This window comes from Pigmentiphaga sp., from assembly GCF_033795525.1.
Lineage (GTDB): Bacteria > Pseudomonadota > Gammaproteobacteria > Burkholderiales > Burkholderiaceae_B > Pigmentiphaga.
On the sequence record NZ_JARYGM010000005.1, the window covers coordinates 134,755 to 154,770 of the forward strand.

23 protein-coding genes are annotated in these 20,016 nt (G+C 62.2%); 6 read left to right on the top strand and 17 right to left on the bottom strand.

Annotation, left to right across the window (positions count from 1 at the left end; all coding sequences use genetic code 11):
• Positions 1-112: 112 nt before the first annotated feature.
• Positions 113-1,285 carry an MFS transporter gene (locus tag QHC78_RS14935; protein ID WP_319745880.1) on the top strand — a complete coding sequence of 391 codons (1,173 nt, stop codon included), beginning with the start codon at positions 113-115 and terminating at the stop codon, positions 1,283-1,285.
• Between the two features lie 19 nt (positions 1,286-1,304).
• Here the strand turns inward: QHC78_RS14935 and QHC78_RS14940 are convergent, their stop codons facing one another.
• Together QHC78_RS14940 and QHC78_RS14945 are read right to left on the bottom strand one after the other, a co-directional pair.
• Entirely contained in the window at positions 1,305-2,291 is a 987-nt protein-coding gene (locus tag QHC78_RS14940; RefSeq protein WP_319745883.1) for a dioxygenase family protein, read from the bottom strand.
• A 62-nt stretch (positions 2,292-2,353) separates the two neighbouring features.
• Positions 2,354-3,904, bottom strand: a complete 1,551-nt coding sequence (locus tag QHC78_RS14945) for a glucan biosynthesis protein G (RefSeq protein WP_319745885.1) — start codon at positions 3,902-3,904, stop codon at positions 2,354-2,356.
• 499 nt (positions 3,905-4,403) lie between these two features.
• Here QHC78_RS14945 and bglX point away from each other — a divergent pair, with 499 nt between their 5' ends.
• Entirely contained in the window at positions 4,404-6,644 is a 2,241-nt protein-coding gene (bglX, locus tag QHC78_RS14950; protein WP_319745925.1) for a beta-glucosidase BglX, read from the top strand.
• A 94-nt stretch (positions 6,645-6,738) separates the two neighbouring features.
• On the opposite strand, the gene QHC78_RS14955 is transcribed toward bglX, so the two are convergent.
• Together QHC78_RS14955 and QHC78_RS14960 are read right to left on the bottom strand one after the other, a co-directional pair.
• Positions 6,739-8,496: a M28 family peptidase gene (locus QHC78_RS14955; RefSeq protein ID WP_319745887.1), complete on the bottom strand. Its 1,758-nt coding sequence runs from the start codon at positions 8,494-8,496 to the stop codon at positions 6,739-6,741.
• Between the two features lie 28 nt (positions 8,497-8,524).
• Complete coding sequence (locus QHC78_RS14960; RefSeq protein WP_319745888.1) at positions 8,525-9,571, bottom strand: phosphotriesterase family protein; 1,047 nt, start codon at positions 9,569-9,571, stop codon at positions 8,525-8,527.
• A 288-nt stretch (positions 9,572-9,859) separates the two neighbouring features.
• On the opposite strand from QHC78_RS14960, the gene QHC78_RS14965 reads away from it, so the two are divergent.
• From QHC78_RS14965 to QHC78_RS14980, 4 genes are read left to right on the top strand one after another with little or no spacing between them, the layout of a single operon-like run.
• Complete coding sequence (locus QHC78_RS14965) at positions 9,860-10,270, top strand: DJ-1/PfpI family protein (protein ID WP_319745890.1); 411 nt, start codon at positions 9,860-9,862, stop codon at positions 10,268-10,270.
• A gap of 29 nt (positions 10,271-10,299) precedes the next feature.
• Positions 10,300-10,983, top strand: a complete 684-nt coding sequence (locus QHC78_RS14970; protein ID WP_319745892.1) for a type 1 glutamine amidotransferase domain-containing protein — start codon at positions 10,300-10,302, stop codon at positions 10,981-10,983.
• 45 nt (positions 10,984-11,028) lie between these two features.
• Complete coding sequence (locus QHC78_RS14975) at positions 11,029-12,009, top strand: tripartite tricarboxylate transporter substrate binding protein (protein WP_319745894.1); 981 nt, start codon at positions 11,029-11,031, stop codon at positions 12,007-12,009.
• A gap of 55 nt (positions 12,010-12,064) precedes the next feature.
• A complete protein-coding gene (locus tag QHC78_RS14980) occupies positions 12,065-13,228 on the top strand; it encodes a M20 family metallopeptidase (RefSeq protein ID WP_319745896.1) in 1,164 nt (387 codons plus the stop codon).
• 8 nt (positions 13,229-13,236) lie between these two features.
• Here the strand turns inward: QHC78_RS14980 and QHC78_RS14985 are convergent, their stop codons facing one another.
• The 13 genes from QHC78_RS14985 to QHC78_RS15045 all read right to left on the bottom strand — a co-directional run.
• Entirely contained in the window at positions 13,237-13,986 is a 750-nt protein-coding gene (locus tag QHC78_RS14985; RefSeq protein WP_319745898.1) for a FadR/GntR family transcriptional regulator, read from the bottom strand.
• A 176-nt stretch (positions 13,987-14,162) separates the two neighbouring features.
• Positions 14,163-14,426: a 30S ribosomal protein S17 gene (gene rpsQ / locus QHC78_RS14990; RefSeq protein WP_319745900.1), complete on the bottom strand. Its 264-nt coding sequence runs from the start codon at positions 14,424-14,426 to the stop codon at positions 14,163-14,165.
• A gap of 2 nt (positions 14,427-14,428) precedes the next feature.
• Complete coding sequence (gene rpmC / locus QHC78_RS14995) at positions 14,429-14,620, bottom strand: 50S ribosomal protein L29 (protein ID WP_087780003.1); 192 nt, start codon at positions 14,618-14,620, stop codon at positions 14,429-14,431.
• An 11-nt stretch (positions 14,621-14,631) separates the two neighbouring features.
• Complete coding sequence (gene rplP / locus QHC78_RS15000) at positions 14,632-15,048, bottom strand: 50S ribosomal protein L16 (RefSeq protein ID WP_319745903.1); 417 nt, start codon at positions 15,046-15,048, stop codon at positions 14,632-14,634.
• A 2-nt stretch (positions 15,049-15,050) separates the two neighbouring features.
• Complete coding sequence (gene rpsC / locus QHC78_RS15005; RefSeq protein ID WP_319745905.1) at positions 15,051-15,914, bottom strand: 30S ribosomal protein S3; 864 nt, start codon at positions 15,912-15,914, stop codon at positions 15,051-15,053.
• Between the two features lie 9 nt (positions 15,915-15,923).
• Positions 15,924-16,253: a 50S ribosomal protein L22 gene (gene rplV, locus QHC78_RS15010; RefSeq protein WP_319745907.1), complete on the bottom strand. Its 330-nt coding sequence runs from the start codon at positions 16,251-16,253 to the stop codon at positions 15,924-15,926.
• A gap of 5 nt (positions 16,254-16,258) precedes the next feature.
• A complete protein-coding gene (rpsS, locus tag QHC78_RS15015) occupies positions 16,259-16,534 on the bottom strand; it encodes a 30S ribosomal protein S19 (protein ID WP_087779999.1) in 276 nt (91 codons plus the stop codon).
• A 12-nt stretch (positions 16,535-16,546) separates the two neighbouring features.
• On the bottom strand, positions 16,547-17,374 hold the full coding sequence (gene rplB, locus QHC78_RS15020) for a 50S ribosomal protein L2 (RefSeq protein ID WP_319745909.1): 828 nt from the start codon (positions 17,372-17,374) through the stop codon (positions 16,547-16,549).
• Positions 17,375-17,674 (bottom strand): 50S ribosomal protein L23, encoded by a 300-nt coding sequence (gene rplW / locus QHC78_RS15025; RefSeq protein ID WP_087779997.1) that lies wholly within the window; start codon positions 17,672-17,674, stop codon positions 17,375-17,377.
• Positions 17,671-18,294: a 50S ribosomal protein L4 gene (gene rplD, locus QHC78_RS15030; RefSeq protein ID WP_319745912.1), complete on the bottom strand. Its 624-nt coding sequence runs from the start codon at positions 18,292-18,294 to the stop codon at positions 17,671-17,673. The genes rplW and rplD overlap by 4 nt, the downstream gene beginning before the upstream one ends.
• 2 nt (positions 18,295-18,296) lie before the next feature.
• Positions 18,297-18,989, bottom strand: coding sequence for a 50S ribosomal protein L3 (gene rplC, locus QHC78_RS15035; RefSeq protein WP_319745914.1), 693 nt, complete (start codon positions 18,987-18,989; stop codon positions 18,297-18,299).
• A gap of 275 nt (positions 18,990-19,264) precedes the next feature.
• Positions 19,265-19,576: a 30S ribosomal protein S10 gene (rpsJ, locus tag QHC78_RS15040; RefSeq protein WP_087779994.1), complete on the bottom strand. Its 312-nt coding sequence runs from the start codon at positions 19,574-19,576 to the stop codon at positions 19,265-19,267.
• Positions 19,577-19,756: 180 nt separating this feature from the next.
• A partial coding sequence (locus tag QHC78_RS15045) for an EF-Tu C-terminal domain-related protein (protein WP_495886037.1) occupies positions 19,757-20,016 on the bottom strand: 260 nt, incomplete at its 5' end.

The following is a 20,016-nucleotide window of genomic DNA, read 5'->3' on the forward strand; positions in this document are numbered from 1 at the left end:
GCATGACTTTTTTCCTCGTGGGAACAAATGCCTTTCCATTATTCCATCTACACAAAGACGTGCGCCAGCGTCACAGTCTCGCCATCGAATGACTCGCGGAAAGGACACTCATATGCCGCTCTCTCTCCTGGCCCTGGCCGCCGGCGCGTTCGGCATCGGCACCACGGAATTCATCATCATGGGTCTGTTGACCCAGGTCAGCACCGACCTGGGCATCGGCATTCCTACCGCCGGCACGTTGATCTCGGGCTACGCGGTCGGGGTTGCCGTGGGCGCGCCGGTGCTGACCCTGCTGACCCGCTCCTGGCCTCGCAAGCGTCTGCTGCTGGCGCTGATGCTGATCTTCATCGCCGGCAACGCGGCCGCCGCGCTCGCGCCGAGCTACGGCTGGCTGATGGCGGCACGGGTGCTGACGTCGCTCACCCATGGCACCTTCTTCGGCGTGGGGGCCGTGGTCGCGACCGGGCTGGTCGCGGCGGACAAGCGAGCCTCGGCCATCGCGCTGATGTTCTCGGGACTGACGCTCGCCACGCTGCTGGGCGTGCCCGCAGGCGCCTGGATCGGGCAGCATTTCGGTTGGCGCGCCTCGTTCGCCGCGGTTGCCTTGGTCGGCACGCTCGCCTATGCCATCCTGGCCCTCTTCGTGCCCCGCGACCGGCAGCGTCCCGAGCCGGCCCCCCTCAGCCAGGAACTGGCGGTACTCGGCCGGCCGCAGGTCTGGATGGGCCTGGGCATCACGGTGTTCGGCTTCGCCGGCCTCTTCGCCCTCTATACCTATATCGAGCCGCTGCTGCGGCAGGTCACCGGCATGAGCGACAACCTGGTGGCGGTGACCCTGTTGTTGTTCGGCGCCGGCCTGGCGGCGGGCAACCTGCTGGGGGGCCGCATGGCCGACCGCGGCGTCATGCAGGCGCTGCTGCTGACCGTCTCCGGCTTGATGGTGGCGCTGGCAGTGGGCCACTGGGCGTTCGCCCGGCCTGCCGTCGCCATGGCCTACACCATCGTGCTGGGCACCGTCGCGTTCGCCACCGTCGCCCCTATGCAGATCCGCGTGCTCCAGCAGGCCGGTCCCGCAGGCGCCACGCTGGCGTCGAGCCTGAACATCGCCGCCTTCAACCTGGGCAACGCACTGGGTGCCTGGGCCGGCGGTCTCGCACTGTCCGGGCTGGGCCTGTTGTCAGTAGGCTGGGCCGGTGCCGGCCTCACTGCCGTGGGCCTGTTGTTGGCGCTATGGAGCGGACGCAAGCCGGCCGCGGCGGCGGGACAACAAGAGCAGTGCGCCTAGGAAGGCACCACGGGGCGTGTCAGGGCCGCCGCTCGAGAACGGTCAGGACCGGGCGGTCGCCATCGGCCTTGCCGGTAATCGGCGGCTTGGGCAGCCTGGCCTCCCCCGGTTCGATCACGAAATGATGATCGAGCGAATACCAGTTGCCCTGCACCGCCGGATCGGGGGCCGGTTCACGGGCGCTGTCGTGCAGCACGTATTGGCCCACCAAGGCCTGCGTGACGCCGAACTGCACGTCGGTTTCCAGGTTGGGGTCGTCGCTCGAATAGACCTGCGAGAACTGGGTCTTGAACCCGGGCTTGTAGATCATGAAGTGGATATGGGCGGGCCGCATGTTGTGCCGGCCCTGGGCGCGGATCAGGTCGCCCACCGGCCCGCCTACCGGTATCGGGTAGCCGGCGGGCTTGATGCTGCGGAATGCGATGTGGCCGTTTTCATCGGTGGTGAGCTTGCCCCGCAGGTTCATATCGCCCTGCGAGGGGTCCTGGTTCTCGTAGAAGCCCTCGGTCGAACTGTGCCAGACATCCACCTCCGCCCCGGCCACGGGACGCCCCGCCGGATCGCGGACCCAGGCGTTCACGAACACCGGATCCCCCGGCGTGGGCGACCGCACGATGGATCCGCCATTGGGCGTGGGCGGAGACCCCATGCGCCAGAACGGCCCCATCAGGTTGGCGGTGGTCTCGGTCTGGCCGTTGTCGCCGTTGTTCAGCAGGCAGACCAGCGAAGACAGCCCCAGCGAGCCGGCGGCCAGCACCACTTCATTGTGCGAGGACGTGGTCATTTGGCCCAGGCGGGCAATCACGCCGCACAGCTGGTGGAACTCCGCCTCGGTCAGCCGGACTTCGCGGGCGAACGCGTGCAGATGCCGGACGCCCGCGGACAGGATCTCGCGGAATCTTGGGTCGGGCGCGCGGGCGGCTTCGGCCAGCACGGCACGGGTAACGTCTTCCTGGTTCTTGATGATCATGGTCTCGTCCACCGGGGTGCCTCCCCGTTCAACCATGAGCTTACAGCCCCTGGCCGGCCGGCGGGAGCGGCACGGCCGCTCCCGGCAAGGCGGACGCCCTACGAGCCGGCCACCGAGCGCGGCGGCAGCTGGTAGCTCCAGGTCTCGGTCAGCACGCGGGCGCCTTCGGCCAGGGCGGCGCGGAGCTCGACTGCCCGGCTCGGATCCTTGACCTTGACCCGCAGCGTCAGGCGCCACCCCTGGATGGCGGGATTACGTTGCAGGACGTTCTCGAGCAACTCGGCGTTGTCGCCCACGCTGACCTCGGCCCGGACCGCGGCGGCAGGCGGTAGCTTGGCCAGCACCGGTCCCTCGAAGTCCACCAGCAGGGCGGTGCTGCCGTCCAGGTGCCGGATCAGGTTGGCCTGCCGGATCTCGCCATCGGTCCGGATGGTCTGCTTGACCCAGCCCACTTGCTTCTCGAGCAGGGCCGGCTCGTCCAGCGTCCAATGGATGCGGTAATCGTGCCGCATGGGCTCGCCCTGGGGCGGCACGGCGTCGGGCGTCCAGAACGCGACGATGTTGTCGTTGGTCTCGTCCGGCGTGGGAATTTCGACCAGTTCTACCTTGCCCGAGCCCCAGTTGCCCTTGGGTTCGATCCAGGCACTGGGCCGCAAGTCGTAGCGGTCTACGAGGTCTTCGTAGCGGTGGAACTCATGCCCCCGCTGCAAGAGACCAAAGCCCTTGGGGTTGTCGACCTGGAAGGTGCTGACCGACAACGACGGCGGGTTGTTCAACGGGCGCCACAACCACTCGCCGCTGCCGGTGTGGATGGCCAGTCCGTTCGAATCGTGCAGCGCCGGACGGAAGTTGTTGCCTCGCACGCCCTGGTTCGGCCCGTACAGGAACATGCTGGTCAGCGGGGCCACGCCGAGCTTGTTGATTTCGCCTCGCAGGAACACGCGCGACTCGACATCGAGGACGGTGTCCTCGCCGGGACGCAGCACGAAGCGATAGGCGCCCGTGGCGCGCTGCGAATCCATCAGCGCATAGATCACCAGATGCCGGTCCTGCGGCTTGGGACGCTCGACCCAGAACTCCCGGAACCGGGGGAACTCTTCGGCCATGCCATCCTTCCAGGCCGTATCGATCGCCAATCCGCGGGCGGACAGGCCATAGACCTGGCCCTTGCCGACCACGCGGAAGTAGCTCGCCCCCAGCAGGCTCATGATTTCGTCCTGCACGCCGTCGCGATTGATCGGGTAGAGCACCCGGAACCCGGCATAGCCGAGATTGCGCGTGGACTGTTCATCGAACGACAGGCCGCCGAAATCGAACTTGGCCGGATCGTATTTGATCTCGCGGACCTTGCCGTCGATCACCTCGTTGATGACGACGGGCGCGGAGAAATGCATGCCCTGGTGATAGAAGCCGAGCTTGAATGGCGTCTCGAGGTTCTGCCACTCGAACTTGTCGCGGCGGGGCTGGATACGCAGGTAGTCCGCGAACTGCATCTTGCTGAAGACCGGCGGCAGATTGCTCACCGGGGCCGCGTAGGGGCGCTCGACCAGCGCCTTGGCGCGCGCCGTCACGTCATCGAGCGAAAACGCCTGCGCCGTGGCGGCATTCAGCATGGAAAAGACCGTGGCGATGCCGAGCGAAGCAAGCATCAGCTTGTTCCGCACGGGGGCTGCAACGTCTGCAAAACGCACAAATTTCTCCCTGAAGCGATGTAAGTAATTGGAATCCGGCATCCGCGTCGGACCGCCGAAGAGGTCGATGATTCCTTTTTTTGCGACACCATGGCCGCTCCGGTTGTAACAAGCGTGCGGCGATGGACCACCGTGCGCCGCGCCGCCCGGCAATCTCTCGAAACGGAAAGTATCATAGCCAGCCCGCCCGCCGTTGCCAGAGGCTTGGCCGCCGCGGCGGGCCCCGTACAATCCGGGAGGTCCGCGGCGACGCATTGCTCTGTCGCCGCGCCCTCACGCCGCATACCAGGAGGACGACTACTTGGCCCTCAACGCTTCCCCTTGCATCCGCCCCCTTGTTCCCCCCGCCGCGCCGCGCTGGTGGCACGCGTTGCGCCGTCCCGTGCGGCATGCCGCGCGTTTCTTGAGGCAATGGCTGGGAGCCGGCCTGTGCGCGGCGCTGCTCGGGGCGCCGGCCATGGCGGCGCCGAATCCGGCGCTGCTGCATGACAAGCAGGCATTCATCGCGGATCTGGTGGGACAGATGACGCTTGCCGAGAAAATCGGGCAGCTGCGCCTGATCAGCATCGGTCCCGACATGCCGCGCGAGAAGATCGTCCAGGAAATCGCGGCGGGCCGCATAGGCGGGACGTTCAACTCGGTGGTGCACGTGGACAACCGCATGATGCAGGACGCGGCGGTCAAAAAGAGCCGGATGAAGATTCCCATGTTCTTCGCCTACGACGTCGTCCACGGCCACCGCACGATATTCCCGATCGGCCTGGGCCTGGCGTCGAGCTGGGACATGCCGCTCGTCGAACGCAGCGCGCGCGTCGCCGCCATCGAGGCCAGCGCCGACAGCCTGGACATGACCTTCGCTCCCATGGTGGACATCTCGCGCGACCCGCGCTGGGGCCGGACCTCCGAAGGCTTCGGCGAGGACCCTTACCTGGTATCGCGTATTGCACGGGCGATGGTCCGGGGCTACCAGGGCCCCTCGCCCGCCCGGCGCGACAGCATCATGGCGAGCGTCAAGCACTTTGCCCTGTACGGCGCCGTCGAGGGGGGCCGCGACTACAACATCGTCGACATGAGTCCCATGCGGATGTACCAGGACTACCTGCCGCCCTACCTCGCCGCTATCGAGGCGGGCGCAGGCGGAGTCATGGTGGCGCTCAACTCGATCAACGGCGTGCCGGCAAGCGCCAATACCTGGCTGATGCAGGACCTGCTGCGCAAGGAATGGGGCTTTGGCGGCGTCGCCGTCAGCGACCACGGCGCCATTACCGAGCTGGTCCGGCATGGCGTCGCCCGGGACGGGCGCGAGGCCGCCAAGCTCGCGATCAAGGCCGGCATCGACATGAGCATGGCCGACACGCTCTATCTGCAGGAACTGCCGGGACTGGTCGAATCCGGCGAAGTCAGCATGGAAGAAATCGATCGGTCGGTGCGCAACGTCCTCGGCGCCAAGTACGACATGGGCCTGTTCCACGACCCTTACCTGCGCATAGGCGCGGCGGCCGACGATCCGGCCGACCTCTACGCCGACAGCCGCATGCACCGCGCCGATGCGCGGGAAGTGGCGCGCCGGTCCATGGTGTTGCTGGAAAACAAGAACCAGACGCTGCCGCTGCGCAAGACCGCCACGGTGGCCCTGGTGGGGCCGCTGGCCGACGCACCGCTGGACATGATGGGAAGCTGGTCGGCGGCCGGGAAGAGCCAGTCCTCCGTCACGCTGCGCCGTGGCATGGCCGAAGCAATGCGCGGCAAGGGCCGCCTGCTCTATGCGGTCGGCGCCAACGTCACGGACGACCCGCAGATCGTCGAATACCTGAACTTCCTGAACTGGGATGACAAGGAGGTGCTCCAGGACCCCCGGCCACCCGCCGACATGATCGCCGAGGCGGTCGCCATGGCGAAGCAGGCCGACGTAGTGGTCGCCGCCGTGGGCGAATCCCGGGGCATGTCGCACGAATCCTCCAGCCGCACCCGCCTGGACATTCCCGCCAGCCAGCGTGCGCTGCTGGAAGCGCTCAAGGCGACAGGAAAGCCCCTCGTGCTGGTGCTGATGAACGGCCGGCCGCTGGACCTGCAATGGGAGAGCGCCAATGCCGACGCGATGCTGGAGACCTGGTTCAGCGGATCGGAAGGCGGCCATGCGATCGCCGACGTCCTGTTCGGCGATTACAACCCGTCCGGCAAGCTGCCGATCTCCTTCCCCCGCTCGATCGGCCAGATCCCCACTTACTACAACCACCCGCGCGTGGGGCGGCCCTTCGTCGAAGGCAAGCCGGGCAACTACACCTCGCAATACTTCGAAGAGAAAAACGGCCCGCTCTACCCGTTCGGATATGGCCTGAGCTATACCGACTTCACGGTGTCCGCCGTATCCCTGAGCAGCGCACGGCTCGAGCGCGGCGGCCGCATCGCGGCACGGGTCACCGTGACCAATACCGGCCGGCGCAAGGGGGAGACGGCGGTGCAGCTGTACATCCGCGATGAAGCGGCGTCGGTCGTGCGGCCGGTAAAGGAACTGCGCGGGTTCCAGAAAGTGACGCTGGAACCGGGCGAGTCGCGCACCCTCCAGTTCGACATCGGCGAAGACGACTTGAAGTTCTTCAATGCCCGGCTCGAGCATGTGGCCGAACCCGGCGAGTTCGAAGTCCAGATCGGGTTGGATTCGCAGGCGGTCCAGAGCGCGCGTTTCGAGCTGCTCTGAGTCTCGGTCTGGATACCCTAGCCGCTCAGCTTTTCTCGAACTGAGCGGCTTTGTTGGTCAACAAGCCACCGTGGGTGGACTTCGTCGGCGCGCGTCAATGCTTACCGCCTGGCTCGCTGCCGACTAATGCCAAGCACCGGTCGATTTCGTCTGATGCGTCGGCCAGCGCATCCCCGATCCGGTTCCGCTCTCGCAAGAAGTCAATTTCCTTACCCACCCAGTCGGGCGTACCTATCGGCTCTCGAGCCCAGTCTGCCAACCCGTACAACCCAGGTAGGGAGGTCGTTTGCGCACTCAATCCATACGTATCGTGGCCGTAGCGCCCTTGAACGGTGTGAGTCACAGGGATCAGGTGCCGGCTTAGCCGTTTTAGGCATTCATTGACGATTTCCGCGTGCCGGGTCACATCATCCGACTGTATCAGCCGATCAAGGCGAGTTACGCCAGACTGCAAGCGCAATGCCTCTGCCTTCACCTCGTCAAGCGGAAGCGGCGCACCGACACGACACAAAACGTCCAGGCGCTGAAGGATCTCGTTTGCCACCCCGCCAAATGACAATGGCAATACCGGCTGGGTACATAGCTCCCATAAATAAGCGCCGTAGACGCGTAAGTGCATCGCTAAGCCATCCCAGTCCACTTTGTCCAACGTGTTCTCTACAGTGTGATGCCATGCGCCCAACGTAGCGTTCGCGGTGTCCTTGAGTGTGGCCGCGTCGAAGGTCGCCAAACCGCTCAACATCGGCACGCCAGCCCCGTAGAACGAGGTATCGCCAATCTTCATCGCCCGCCTCCAAGACCACGGCCTGCCATCGGTCCACAATTTGTCCACCCTTTCCTGGAATGGGCGCAGTTCAGTATTCGACGTTGCACCCCAATGAGTCGCCCCGCGGCAACCCGGCTGATCTATCTGAAGATAAGCTACCGCGTGCCGTTGAAGGCGGCGCCAATTCCGATCCGCGTACCAAGCCGATCCAATCATCGTGCCAGTTTCGTGCCCCACCCAGAATCCGAATTCCAAGCCACGGCGCAACCTCTCACGATGCTGCGCAAACACTCGAGCCAACTCCAACATACACGCCATACCGGTGGCATTGTCTGTGGCCTGAGGCCCTTCCCAGGAATCGATGTGCCCGCCAACCAGAACGAAATCATCGGTTTGTCCAGGCAAGCATCCCAGAGCCACTTGGACTGGCTTCCAAGGGTTGGAAACCCGCGTATGCAGGCAGGCGTGAAGAGCTCCCTGGCGCAGTTGCGAGCGTATCCGTTCACCCTCCGCGCGTGAAACTCCAATGCACGGCAAAGTCGGCACCTCGCCACGGGACGCTATCGGCGAGGGGTTACCCCACCCGCATTTGACAGAACCATACGGCAAAGTCTCATCGGTCGCATGGCCCCAATTGATACCGATGTAGCCAACTGCCCCATGCAAGGCGGCAATACGTTGTTTCTCTTGTCTCCCAGGCCCTGCCTGGGTATCTACCAGCACAATGCCCCCTGCGACATCTCGCCCCCGGTAATCAGCCTCTGTACCGCTTCCGACGTCGACGATCTCGCCCCACACGCCAGCCTCCGGCGTAGGAGCGCTATGCCCGAACGTCATGGCCCGTACTCGCCGAGGAGTGCTGGTACTCAGTTCGACATAGGTTTCTTCCGGGAAACTTACCAAGCCTGGAAAAGTGTGAACATCTGCTTGCAATCCGGCACCGCGCAACTCGTCTACGCAGTACTCGGCAGTCAGACGTACTTGTTCGGTTCCCGCCAGACGGGTTGGGAAATTCTCCGTCGTTGTCACGACGTCATGACGTACACGCTGTGCCGAGAACTCATACGCAACGGGATTGTCGGCCATATTCTTCTCCAGGATAGCGAATATCGGTTTAGAGAGAGTCCATGGACAACAATCGCTTCGGATTGTCTACCATCATCTTATGGACGTCGGCATCGGTAAAGCCCTTCCTGCGAAGACGAGGGGCGAACTCGTCAAAGATATAGCCTAATCCGACCGCCTCGTTGAGAAGCTGCGGATTCTCTTCGGTTGACGGACCGCGTGGGTTGAAAAACCAGCGGTCATAAGTGATCACCATTTGATCCATATATCCCTTATCCGCCAGCACTTGCATCAAGTGAGCCATCGACTCATCTAGCCCCTCTTCACCATCAAAACGCCACGGTATGCCGATGTGATCGACTTGCACGGTCGCGCCGCGCTGCAGGATTGCTTCTATCTGTTCTACGCCTCTTGGCTGGACAAAGGCATGGCCTATGATGACCTTGCTCAGATCGGCCCCCTCCTCCTCCAAGATCTCCAACTGTTCCAGCCCAGGATTCGTCACCGAGTAGTCCATTGGGTCGGTATGTGTATTGATGCAGCACCGGGTCTTGCGTTGAGCGCGCGCAGCGGCTCGAATCAGGCGATCCTCATACAAGTGAATCCGGCGCCCATTAGGACCAATGGGGCTCGGTGTCGGGTGAACACTTTCCTGACCTGTCGCTATCTTGATAGCACCCGCCTTGATTCCGGTCCGCGTACCACTAAAGACCATGCCTTCCATCAAGTCGCGATAGTAGAACTCGGTCAGTTCTTCTACGGTTTGGCGCCTGAACCAATACGGAATCCCCATTCTCTCGGGGAAGAAACCGCTGACGGCAATAATGTTCGCGCCCGTACTTTCAGCGACCCGCTTCATCAGCTCGGGGTTACGGCCGACCTCAGCTGGCGTCATATCGACAATCGTGCCGTAGCCGTACTCATCCATACCAGCCTTGAGCTCGGATGAGATCTTGTCGACCGCTTCATCTAGCACATAACTCGACAGGTGGTCGTATTCCCCGCCGGGGTAGGTATAGAGCAGATGCTCATGTGTCAACGTCACGCCCATGCGCTCGACCGGAACGTCGCCCGTTACGGTTCGGATCTTCTTCATTGCCATCTCCATTAGTTACGAGGTACGCCACTTGTCTAGATCGGGCATGCATGCCCATCCTGTCAGACAGCTTATGGGCAACAGATCACCAACTTTTCTTTACCAGCTTCAAAACCCATCTATCGGCCTCTCTGAGAACTCCAGCAAATCTCACAAAATAACTATATTAATCAACACGTTAAGACCGCCCTCAAGAAATTCCAGCAAAACTCGTTGCCAAAGCTCTACTGAGCGGATAGAGTACAACCTATCTTACAGCCTTACAACTACTTCTGTATGGAGTGATCCATGACCAAACCCGTCGCTGTCCTTCTTTATCCGGGCTTCCAGGAGTTGGAGTTTTGGTATCCGGTGCTTCGACTGCGGGAGGAGAAACTGGAAGTCGTCGTCCTCGGCTGTTCGGGCCCAGAGGCGGCGTACAGCCGGCTCGGCTATCCCGTCATCCCCAACCGGCCGTTAACCGATGTCACCGGCTCAGAGTTTTCAGCCGTCATCGTTCCTGGAGGAAATGCAGCTCCCCTCCAAACCAACGCTGCCCTGCGCACGTTCCTGGACGAAGCGGACAAAGCAGGCGCCCTCCTCGCGGCGATTTCCGAAGGCATTTCACTTCTGGGCGGCGCTGCCGGCGATGCAATCACGGCACCCGATACGGACGAGCTGCCCAACTGGAGCCGGAAACTTATGTCCGCCCTGGCTTGAGCGCCGGGCATCATATTCAGGAGCCCACAATGAAGCTTTCAGAAGCCCGTATTGCCGTCTTGGCTGAAAACCAGTACCAAGAACTCGAACTCTGGTATCCACTGCTGCGCTTACGCGAGGCGGGGGCCAAAGTGCTGGTCGTTGGTCCTTCTCACGAGCAGGTCTATGCCAGCAAGCTTGGCTACCCGGTACGCCCTGACCTAGAAGTGGCCGCGGTAGACGCAGAGGATTTCGACGCCGTCGTTATTCCTGGCGGATTCGCTCCCGAAGGGATGCGCCGCCATAAGGCCATGATTGATTTCGTTCGCAACATGGACGCCCGCGGCAATCTCGTTGCAGCCATCTGCCACGCGGGGTGGGTTCTCGCGTCAGCGGGCATCGTGAAGGACCGCGATGTCACCTGCGTCGCTCTGATTCGTGACGACGTCATTCACGCCGGCGGCCGCTATAGGGACGAAGCAGTCGTGCGCGACCGCAATCTAATCACGTCGCGCCTCCCGAGCGATCTACCTATCTTTTGCTCCGCCATCATCGAGTACCTACGTAGTGCCCCTTCGTCCCCAGCGGGCAGCCGAGCCCTCACTCCTGCAGAGGGACGCAAGCCCGCGACGGCGGTCTACACCCAGCGTGCAGTCCTGAACATGGGCCCTCGAGGGGTTGCGTCAGCCGACTACACGACCGTGGTCGGCATGGGTGAAATCCTCGCCCGCTAAAGGCTCCTTCCACCCTATCGACGCCTCTTTCCAAGGAGCGATGAAATGAAGCTGCGCCTATCGAATCTGCTGTCCCTGCTCGCCGTCTCAGTCATGCTGTCCCACACCGCATATGCTGCCGGCCAGTACCCCGAGAAACCCATACGGATTGTGGTCGGCTTTACGGCCGGAGGGCCCGCCGACATCATCGCTCGCGTCATGGCACAAAAATTGGGTGAAAGCCTGGGCCAGAGCGTCATCGTTGAAAACGTGCCGGGCGCGGGCGGCAACATAGCCGCCGCGAGGGTTGCCAAGGCCGCTCCAGACGGCTACACGCTACACGTAATCAGCACAGGCTTCATCATTAATCCGAGTCTTTATGTTGGCGGCACCGGCTATGACCCGCTTAAGGATTTCGAACCAATAGCGATGTTGGCTGCGTCACCAAACATCATTAGCGTAAATTCACAGATGAAGGTTGGATCGGCAAAAGAACTGATCAAACTCATCCAGACTCACCCGAACCAGTACAACTATGCCCACCCCGGTATCGGCTCTACGCCGCACCTCAACGGCGAACTATTCAAACTAACGTACAAGCTCGACGGACTGACCACCGTTCCGTTCAACGGTACCCCTCAACTGCTGGCCTCCGCCGTTTCAGGTGATACACCCATCGTGTTCACCTCGCTGCCGTCGGCCCTGCCCTTCATCCGCGACGGCAAACTCAAGCCCGTTATGGTCTTGAGCAAAACGCGAAGCGAAATTCTGCCCGACGTACCTGGCACTGAAGAATCCGGCACTCCCGGACTAGAAGGCGATACAGTCTCGGGCATTCTAGCGCCCGCGGGAACTCCGCACTTCATTATCGAGAAGCTCAATGCCGAGATCAGAAAGGCTGCGGCCTTGCCTGATGTCAGGGCGCAATTGTTGAACGTAGGCTTTTCCGTCGCGCCCAGCTCACCCGCGGAATTTCGGGTTCGCATCCAAGATGAAATCGCCAAATGGCAGCACGTCATCCGCACTGCAAATATACGCATCCAATAGGCGCATGACTCGGAACCATGCAGCAGCATCCGCTCACTACAAAGGAATCCCAGCCATGAAAGCGACACTGAAGCCGGCATTAACCGACTGGTTCAGGCAACGCGAAGGCGAGATGCTCGACCTGCTTGAAGCGCTGGTTAATACCGACAGTGGCAGCTACGACAAAGCGGGCGTGGACCAAGTCGGCAGCATACTCGAAAGCGCCCTTCGGAACGCCGATGTAGTCACTTCTCGCCACCGGCTATTGAACAACGGCGACTGTATCAGCGGGAAGATCGACGGTGAACATCGGGCGAACAAGCACGTCCTTTTGCTAGGTCACATGGACACAGTGTTTCCATCCGGGACCGCGTCCAGAAGAGCCTTTCACATCGACGGTGATGTGGCCTATGGTCCAGGCGTCGCCGATATGAAAGCAGGCCTCGTCATGAACCTGTTTGTTGCGCGAGCGTTCGCCGAACTAGGAGGCAATCGACTACCGCTGCACATCCTCTTCACCGGTGACGAAGAGATCGCGTCGCCGGCCTCTCGCCGCCTCACTCAAGAAATGGCAAAGGGTGCCCGCGCGGTCTTCAATGCCGAGCCGGGAAGGCCTACAGGCAATGTGGTCACCGGCCGGAAAGGTGCCCTGTTCATGGACTTTGAGGTCCGGGGGGTTGCCGCCCACGCAGGTGTCAGCCCGGAGCTAGGCGCCAGTGCAATCGAGGCACTGGCGCGCAAAACCATCGCGCTACACGCCCTGTCCAATCGCAGCAACGGCATTTCAACCAATGTCGGCACCGTTTCCGGAGGCCTGTCGGTCAACACCGTGGCCGACTTTGCCTGTGGCCAACTCGACGTTCGCTTTCCCGACAACATCGACCGTAGCGCGCTCAGACAGCAGATCATCGACATCATCGAAGAAGAATCGCCGACTTGTACCTGCGGAAAGGTCGTCCGTGAAGGACTGTTCCTGCCTTTGCTGACTACAGCAATGACGATGGATCTCCTTGCCCACTATCAGACCGCCGCGCGCGAGGTCGGCTTCACTGTCGAGGGCGAGTACACAGGGGGCGCCGCGGACAGTGGCCTAACTTCCGCGGTTGGCGCGCCTACCCTTTGCGCTGTCGGACCTGTCGGCGGGCACGTTCATACGGATCGGGAATACTGCATGCTGGCATCAATAGTTCCCCGCGCCCAGGCTCTGGCCTTGGCGATCGCGACACTCGATCCAGATTGATTCAATGCTTAAGTATTCTTCTTGCCAGTACGTTTCATACCATTACGTTGCACCGGTAATGCCCCTACCACCACTGCACCAAATACCTCTTCGCCCGCATGCAAGTGTCTGATCATCGCCTCCCCTGCAGCGACAGGGTCGCGCTGGACGATTGCCTTATAGATTTCTGCATGTTCGGCTCGCGCTGCATTCCGGCGATAGGGCGCTTTGGTTAATTCCTTCGCATAGCCTTCCAGGACTCCGCGCATATCCTCAATCAACATGACGAACAGCGGGTTACCCGAGGCCTTGGCAATCGCCGTATGAAAGTCCGCGTCAAGCTGATTGCGCCGATCTGGATCACTAGCCTCATCGAGCCGGCCTAACAACGACGCCAATACACCGATGTCCTGTTCTGTACGTTTTATCGCGGCCAATTGAACGACCGGGACTTCCAGCGCGCAACGCACCTCTTGTATTTGCGCAGGCGTGTACCGCCCGAAGACAAGAGAGCTGCTGATTCGGTTCGACACCACGAAGGTGCCCCGGCCGGTTTGCGACTCCGTATAACCCAGAGCTTGCAGCGACATCAAGGCCTCCCGCACCACCGGACGGCTCACACCGAACAAGCCGGCCAGCTCCGCTTCGGATGGCAATCGCTCATCGGGGCGAAAAACGCCGCTCTCTATTCGCTGTCTCAACTGTTCCTGGACATACGTGGCTGCGGTGCGACGCTTCTCAAAAGGGGCGATCTCCTGTTTATTGTTCTGTACTTGCATATGAATTCCAAACGTTGCCAAGCCATCTTACTGCCTGACAGGTTAGCACATACGCTTGGGGGAGTAATAGCTCCTTGGTGTTGAAGTACTCTGCCGTTCAAAACAAAAAACCGCCGGGAGTCGGTAGACTCGCGGCGGCTTTGGCAGGAAAGCGCGAGCGCGCTTTCCGCCGGCGATCAGATGATACGCGCGGCTTCGACCAGACGGACCACGGACCAGGCCTTGGTCTTGGAAACCGGACGGGTTTCCGAGATCTCGACCAGGTCGCCAGTCTTGTACTGGTTTTCTTCGTCGTGAGCGTGGTACTTGTTGGAACGCACGACGATCTTGCCGTACAGCGGGTGCTTGACACGCCGCTCGACCAGCACGGTCACCGTTTTGTTCATCTTGTCGCTGACCACACGACCGGTCAGCGTACGCTTCAGCTTGGTTTCGCTCATGTTTACTTCCCGGCTTTCTCGCGCAGCACGGTACGGACACGCGCGATGTCGCGGCGCACCTTGCCGAGCTGGCTGGTGTTGGAAAGCTGCTGGGTAGCCAGCTGCATGCGCAGACTGAACTGAGCCCTAAGCAGACCCTCGAGCTCTTTGCCGAGCTCGGCGGCGTCTTTCGAACGGAGTTCGCTTGCCTTCATTGCTAATCTCCTTACGTTCCGATGTGACGCGTCACGAAGACGGTCGAGATCGGAAGCTTGGCAGCGGCCAGGCGGAACGCCTCGCGCGCCAGTTCTTCGTTGACGCCTTCCATCTCGTACAGCACCTTGCCCGGCTGGATCTCGGCGACCCAGTACTCGGGGTTGCCCTTGCCGTTACCCATACGGACTTCGGCGGGCTTTTGCGAGATCGGCTTGTCGGGGAAGACGCGGATCCAGATACGGCCGCCACGCTTGATGTGGCGGGTGATGGCACGACGGGCCGACTCGATCTGGCGAGCGGTCAGGCGGCCACGGCCGGTGGCTTTCAGACCGAATTCGCCGAACGAGACATTGGCGCCGCGCGTCGCCAGGCCGGTATTGCGGCCCTTTTGTTCCTTGCGGTATTTCCTGCGCGATGGCTGCAGCATGCTTATTCTCCGTCTTTGGCAGGCGCGGCCGCTGCTTCAGCAGCCGGCTTGCGCGGCGCACGCCGGGCGCCGCCCTCGGGCGCGGCGGCAGCCGCTTCGCCCTCGGGCTTGCGTCCGCCGCGACCACGTCCAGCGCCGGGGCGATTGCCCGGGCGGTCGCCGCGATCGTTACGCGGGCCGCGACGCGGTTTGCGCTCTTCGTCCTTGGTTGCTTCCGGGGCGGCGGCGAGCTCGGCCGAACCCAGCGTGTCGCCCTTGTAGACCCACACCTTGATGCCGATCAGACCGTAGGTCGTGCCGGCTTCGGACGTACCGTAGTCGATGTTGGCGCGCAGGGTGTGCAGCGGCACACGGCCTTCGCGATACCATTCGGTACGGGCGATCTCGATGCCGTTCAGGCGACCCGCGCTCATGATCTTGATGCCCTGGGCACCGAGGCGCATGGCGTTCTGCATCGCACGCTTCATCGCGCGGCGGAACATGATGCGCTTCTCGAGTTGCTGGGCGATCGAATCGGCGATCAGCTGAGCGTCGATCTCGGGCTTGCGGATCTCTTCGATGTTGACGTGCACGGGCACACCCATCAGGCGCTGCAGGTCGGCCTTGAGGATTTCGATGTCCTCGCCCTTCTTGCCGATCACGACACCCGGGCGCGCCGAGTAGACGGTGACGCGCGCGTTCTTGGCAGGACGCTCGATGATGACGCGGCCTACCGAAGCGCCTTTCAGCTTCTTCTTCAGGTACTCGCGGACCTTGATGTCTTCCGCCAGCATGCCCGCGTAGGCGTTCCCGCTGGCAAACCAGCGCGAAGACCAGTTACGGCTGACCGAGAGACGGAACCCGGTCGGGTGAATTTTCTGTCCCATCGTGGCTCCTTAGCTACCGACCTTGACCACGATGTGGCAGGTCTGCTTCTCGATCTTGACGCCCCGGCCCTTGGCGCGGGCGTCGAAACGCTTGAGCGACGTGCCTTTGTCGACGTAGATGGTTTTCACCTTCAGCTCGTCGATGTCGGCACCGTCGTTGTGCTCGGCATTCGCGATGGCGGATTCGACCGCCTTCTTGATGATGCCGGCAGACTTCTTGGGCGTGAACGTCAGAATGTTGATGGCCTGGGCCACCGACTTGCCGCGGATCATGTCCGCGACCAGACGGGCCTTCTGGGCCGACACGCGTACGCCACGGACTTTCGCAGTGGTTTCCATCGCGCTTACCTCTTGGCCTTTTTATCCGCGGCGTGACCCTTGAACGTACGGGTCAGCGCGAATTCGCCGAGTTTATGACCGACCATGTTCTCGTTGATATACACGGGAACATGCTGGCGACCGTTGTGAACCGCGATCGTGAGACCGATGAACTCGGGCAGGATCGTGGAACGACGCGACCAGGTCTTGATCGGGCGCTTGTCTTTTCCGGCCGTGGACGCCTCGACCTTCTTCAGAAGGTGCAGGTCGACAAACGGGCCTTTTTTGATCGAACGTGACATGGCTCGCCTCGCTTACTTCTTCTTGCGCCGCTGGACGATCATATTGCTCGTCCGCTTGTTGCGGCGGGTCTTGAAACCCTTGGACGGAGTGCCCCAGGGGCTGACCGGTTCACGGGCTTCGCCGGTACGACCTTCACCACCACCGTGCGGGTGGTCGATCGGGTTCATGGCCACGCCGCGAACGGTGGGGCGAATGCCGCGCCAACGCGTCGCACCAGCCTTGCCGATCTGGCGCAGGCCGTGTTCTTCGTTGCTGACTTCGCCGATGGTCGCGCGGCACTCGATGTGTACCTTGCGAACTTCGCCCGAACGCAGGCGAACCTGCGCGTAGGTGCCTTCACGGGCCAACAGGACCGCGGAAGCGCCCGCCGAGCGAACCATCTGGGCCCCCTTGCCGGGGATCATTTCCACGCAGTGGATCGTGCTGCCCACCGGAATGTTCCGGATCGGCAGGGTATTGCCAGCGCGGATGGGCGCTTCGCTACCGGAGACCAGCGTGGCGCCGACTTCAAGACCGCGCGGGGCGATGATGTAGCGACGTTCGCCGTCGGCATAGCACACCAGAGCGATGTGCGCCGTACGGTTGGGATCGTATTCGATGCGCTCGACCTTGGCCGGGATGCCGTCCTTGGTGCGCTTGAAATCGATCACGCGATAGTGTTGCTTGTGACCACCGCCGCGATGACGCGTGGTGATATGGCCGTTGTTGTTGCGGCCGGCATTCTGCATCTGCTTTTCGAGCAGACTGTCGAGCGGGCGACCTTTGTGCAGGTGGGGGTGAACCACCTTCACCATCGCGCGGCGACCGGCGGAAGTCGGCTTCAGCTTGACGAGGGGCATTTACTTCACCTCCTGCGCAAAGTCGATTTCCTGACCGGGCTTCAGCGACACGTACGCCTTGCGCTCATTGCGGCGGCGACCGATGAAGCGGCCAAAGCGCTTGACTTTGCCCTTGGTATTGAGAACCTGCACGGACTCGACCTGCACCTTGAAGAGCAGTTCGACGGCAGCCTTGATTTCCGGCTTGGTGGCGTCCTGCAGGACGCGGAAAGCCACTTGCTGGTTCTTGTCGGCGATGAACGTGCTCTTTTCAGAGACGATCGGCGCCAGCAGAACTTGCAGCAGACGGTCGTTACTCATCCCAGGATCTCCTCGAGCTGAGCGATCGCGGGCTTGGTGATCAACACTTTGTTGTAGTGGATCAGCGACAGCGGATCGGCATAACGGGACTCGACCACGGCCACGTGCGGCAGGTTGCGCGTTGCCAGATAGAGGTTTTCGTCAACCGTATCGGTAATGATGAGGACCGAGTTCAAGCCCAGGCTCTTGAGCTTGTCGGCGGCCACTTTGGTCTTGGGCGAATCGACCACGAAGTTCTCGACGATCGCGATGCGGTCTTCGCGAGCCAGCTGCGACAAGATGGAGCGCACGCCGGCGCGGTACATCTTCTTGTTCACTTTCTGGCTGAAGTTCTCTTCGGGCGAGTTCGGGAAGATCCGACCGCCTCCGCGCCACAGCGGCGAGGACGTCATACCGGCGCGGGCGCGGCCCGTGCCCTTCTGGCGCCACGGCTTCTTGGTGGTGTGCTTGACCTGCGCGCGATCTTTCTGCGCACGGTTGCCGCTCCGGGCATTGGCCTGGTAGGCGACGACGATCTGGTGCACCAGCGCTTCGTTGAATTCGCGGCCGAAGACGGTGTCGGGGGCGTTGACGGTCGCGGCGACCTGGCCCTGTTCGTTCAGGAGCTTGAGATCTGCCATGTTCAGGCTCCTTTCACAGCGGGACGAACGACGATGTTCGCGCCGGTATGGCCCGGGACGGCGCCACGAACCAGCAGCAGGCCGCGCTCGGCGTCCACGCGGATCACGTCAAGGTTCTGCACGGTGCGCGTGACGTCGCCATAGTGGCCGGCCATCTTCTTGCCGGGGAACACGCGGCCCGGGTCCTGCGCCATACCGATGGAGCCGGCCGAGTTGTGCGACACCGAGTTACCGTGCGAAGCGCGGTTCGACGAGAAGTTGTGACGCTTGATCGCGCCCGAGAAGCCCTTACCGATGGTGGTACCGGTCACGTCGACCTTCTGGCCGACCGAGAACACGCTTTCCACTTTCAGTTCGGTACCCGGAGCGAACTCGGCCGCTTTGGCCGGATCAAGGCGGAATTCTTTGAGCACGCTGCCTGCTTCGACACCGGCCTTGGCGAAATGACCGGTAAGCGGCTTGGTGACGCGCGAGGCACGGCGCGTGCCAAACGTGACCTGGACGGCAGCGTAACCGTCCGTTTGCGGGGATTTGACCTGGGTCACACGGTTGTTCGACACGTCCAGCACGGTCACGGGGATGGACTCGCCATCGTCCGTGAAAATGCGGGTCATGCCAACCTTGCGACCCACCAGGCCGAGCCGGAATGCGGCTGGCGTGGAGGCCGTCGATTGGGTCGACATCGTTTTCTCCATTCCCGACTACGATTGGCCGGGGCTAAAAATGGCGGCATGCCTAAGCATGGCGCCGGGACAGCGGCGCCATGGAGGCACCGCGCCAAACTCGATTGGGTAGAGCGGATATTCGCGCGCCGGGCAAGTACCCCGGACCCACGCAAAAAAGACGCCTTCGGATGTACGCGCGGCACACGGCCCGCGCCATCCACTAGCCAGGGGAAACCCCCACGGGCTAGCCGGCTAGTATAGCCTGCGCCCGGCAGCCTTTTCAAGCCCCGGGCGCAAATACTACGTCACTGCAGAGCGATTTCCACATCCACGCCGGCCGGCAGGTCCAGGCGCATCAGCGCGTCCACCGTCTTGTCCGTCGGATCCACGATGTCCATCAGGCGCTGATGGGTGCGGATCTCGAACTGGTCGCGCGACGTCTTGTTGACGTGCGGCGACCGCAGCAGATCGTAACGGCGGATGCGGGTCGGCAGGGGAACCGGACCGCGAACCACGGCACCCGTGCGCTTGGCGGTCTCGACGATCTCAGCGGCCGACTGGTCGATGAGCTTGTAATCGAACGCCTTGAGGCGGATGCGGATTTTCTGCTTTTTCATAAAACTGTCCTAAAGAGCGATGGGGCGGGGGAACCCGCCCCGGATAGTAGTCAGATACTGCTGGTCACTACAACCACACCCGCACTGCCGCGGCCTGATCCAGGGGACCGCGGATCCGGCTTTGCCGGTCCGCCAGTCCCGCCCCCTGAGGGGCGCGCGTCAGCGCGTACGGGGGGTCAATCAGGCAATGATCTTGGCAACCACGCCGGCGCCCACGGTACGGCCGCCTTCACGGATAGCAAAGCGCAGACCTTCTTCCATGGCGATCGGCGAGAGCAGCTTGACCGTGATCGACACGTTGTCGCCCGGCAGCACCATCTCCTTGTCCTTGGGCAGCTCGATCGTCCCGGTCACATCCGTCGTACGGAAGTAGAACTGCGGACGATACCCGTTGAAGAACGGCGTATGACGACCCCCTTCTTCCTTGGACAGCACGTACA